Raw genomic sequence first — 2,513 nt, forward strand, 5'->3', positions numbered from 1 at the left:
CCCAGAGGTGACGCGCCGGTTGGCTTGCGGCCCCAGAGGCCGCCCGCGCGGTCCAGCCAACAACCGTGCCCCACTTCGCCGCGAGAGCGGCTGTCCCACACCGCCGCGTGTGGGGCGTTCCGTGCCGATGTCGCGATGCTGACCGGTGGCCGTCGTTCAGCGGGGCCGGTAAGCATCAGCTCGGTGCTCGATGGCGAGGATGGTGACGTTGTCTGTGATGCGGTACACGATGCGGAAGTCACCTCGGCGTGCGGTATGCAGCCCTTCCAGCTCAAAGCGCAGCGCTTTGCCCACTCGGTGCGGGTTGCGGGCCAGCGGTCCGTAGATGAACTCGATTACGGCCGTGCCCACCTTCTCCGGCAGCTTGGCCAAGGCTCGACGAGCAGTAGGCGACCACGTGATCTCGGATGCACCTTCACTCACCGGCGCAGCAGCTCCAAGGCCTGCTGCTTGGTCAGTGCGGCAGCGGGCTCGGACTCCAGCTCGACCAGGCTGTCGCGGATCTGGGCGATCAGTCGCGGTCGGGCCATGATCTCCAACGTCTCCTCCAAGGAGGCGAGGTCCTCGACACTGACGACGACAGCGGCTGGCCGGCCGTGTTTGGTGATCACGACCCGGTCGTGTTCCCGCTCTACCTGGTCCACGACCTCCGAGAGCCGGTTCTTGACGTCCTTCAGCGCCATCTGCGCATCCACTGTCATGGCTACAAGTGTAGCCACATTCAGGCGGGGATAGCGACCCCAGTACATGGGTCACTTCACCGCCTATCGCCACCGTGGGCAGGCATCACAGCGGCCCGATAAGGACGCAGGCGTTGTCCCCCGTCGTCCTCCGACGAAACGCTCGCGATGCCTATGAGCTGTCGTAGAGAAGGTGTAACGCTCGGGCGGCGGTTGGCGGCCTAAGATTCGGCAGTGAGTTCCTCGTTGACTGTGCGCACGGCTGGGGTCGAGGACGTCGCGCAGATGGCGCGGGTAATTGTGGCTCTCGTGACGCATCCGTGGGTGGGTTCGTGGGCAGGGGTGCGGCAAAGTCGATCGTTAGCGCTGTGACCTGCAGGTTTGTGTGGTGAACCGCGCGGTGTGGCGTGTGTGACGAGTGTGGTCTGAGGGGTTGGATGGAAGTTCTTACACTGACCATCCACCTGAGGACCACACCCGCCGATGTCATCTTCGCGCACCAGCGCGTCCCACCCGGGTCCGACCCACCGGGCCCGCCTGCTGGAGCTGCTCGCCACGGTGCCCGACCCGAGGGACCCGCGCGGGGTTCGCCACCGCGCGGGAATGCTGCTGGCGGTCGGGATCGCGGCCGTCCTGGCCGGGTCCCGCTCGTACGCGGCGATCGGGGAGTGGGTGATCGACCAGCCGTCCGGGGTGCTGGCCGACCTCGGCGTATTGGACGGGTCCCGGCCGGAGAAGTCGTGCCTGCGGCGGCTGTTCGCCCGGGTCGACGCGGACGTCCTGGACCGGGTCCTCGGGGCGTGGATGTTCACCCGCACTGCCGTGCTGGACGGGCGGCGGGTAATCGCGATCGACGGCAAGACGGTCCGCGGGGCCCGCACCTCCGGAGCCAGTGCCCCCCACCTGGTCGCCGCCCTCGACCACGCCACCGGGACCGTGCTGGGACAGGTCGCGGTCGCCGCGAAGAGCAACGAGATCCCGGCCGTACGAGACCTGCTCGCCACCTTTGACCTAACCGGGGTCGTGATCACTGTCGATGCCATGCACACCCAGACAGACACCGCGCAGGTCATCACCGCCGGCGGCGGGGAGTACGTGTTCACCATCAAGGGCAACCAGCCGCGGCTGCACACTGCGTGCAAGAAGCTGCCCTGGAAGGACGTCCCCGCCCACCGGGTCACCAGCACCGGTCACGGCCGTGCCGTCACCCGGACCATCAAGGTCATCGACGCCCCCGCGTGGGTCGCCTTCGCTGGCGCCGCCCAACTGGCCCAGGTCCGCCGCACCGTGACCAAGGCCGGGAAGAAAACCGTCGAGGTCGTGTACATCCTCACCTCCGCCGGCCACGACATGGCCCCACCAGCCACCCTCGCCGCCTGGGTCCAAGGACACTGGGGGATAGAAAACCGCCTCCACTGGTGCCGCGACGTGACCTACGACGAAGACCGGTCCCAGATCCGCACCGGCAACGCACCCCAACTCATGGCCACCCTGCGCAACACCGCCATCAGCCTGCTGCGACTGATGGGCTGGACCAACATCGCCGCCGGGCTAAGACATCACGCCAGGGACCCCACCAGGGTCGTCACATCCCTCTTGACCTGCTGAAACACGACTTTGCCTCGACCCTGCATCGGCCGAGCCCCGGTGAACGTCGCTCGTGGGAGCGGAGCATCCCCGCCCTGCGCGCCGATCTCGTCACCGCGGGCCTCCACGACGTGGAGATGTTGATCGAATACCAGCTGCCCCTCACGAGCAAGCGCGCCGACGTCGTCCTCGTCGGTCGCCATCCACAGACCTGGGGTCCGTCCTACCTGGTCGTCGAGCTCAAGC

The 2,513-nt window shown here is 67.4% G+C and carries 3 protein-coding genes; 1 reads left to right on the forward strand and 2 read right to left on the reverse strand.

The window, feature by feature from the left end:
• Positions 1 to 156: 156 nt before the first annotated feature.
• On the reverse strand, positions 157 to 423 hold the full coding sequence (locus Q0R63_RS07915) for a type II toxin-antitoxin system RelE/ParE family toxin (RefSeq protein WP_295696062.1): 267 nt from the start codon (positions 421 to 423) through the stop codon (positions 157 to 159).
• Positions 420 to 701 carry a type II toxin-antitoxin system Phd/YefM family antitoxin gene (locus Q0R63_RS07920; RefSeq protein WP_295696064.1) on the reverse strand — a complete coding sequence of 94 codons (282 nt, stop codon included), beginning with the start codon at positions 699 to 701 and terminating at the stop codon, positions 420 to 422. Before Q0R63_RS07920 ends, Q0R63_RS07915 begins: the two co-directional genes overlap by 4 nt.
• Positions 702 to 1,163: 462 nt before the next feature.
• On the opposite strand from Q0R63_RS07920, the gene Q0R63_RS07925 reads away from it, so the two are divergent.
• Complete coding sequence (locus tag Q0R63_RS07925; RefSeq protein ID WP_295696066.1) at positions 1,164 to 2,288, forward strand: ISAs1 family transposase; 1,125 nt, start codon at positions 1,164 to 1,166, stop codon at positions 2,286 to 2,288.
• The last annotated feature ends 225 nt before the right edge of the window (positions 2,289 to 2,513 follow it).

This window comes from Lapillicoccus sp. (assembly GCF_025353065.1).
Taxonomy (GTDB): domain Bacteria; phylum Actinomycetota; class Actinomycetes; order Actinomycetales; family Dermatophilaceae; genus Lapillicoccus.

Coding starts and splice junctions, on each gene's coding strand:
- Q0R63_RS07920 (WP_295696064.1), bottom strand. CDS start 701: ATGACAGTGGATGCGCAGATGGCGCTGAAGGACGTCAAGAACCGGCTC.
- Q0R63_RS07925 (WP_295696066.1), top strand. CDS start 1,164: ATGTCATCTTCGCGCACCAGCGCGTCCCACCCGGGTCCGACCCACCGG.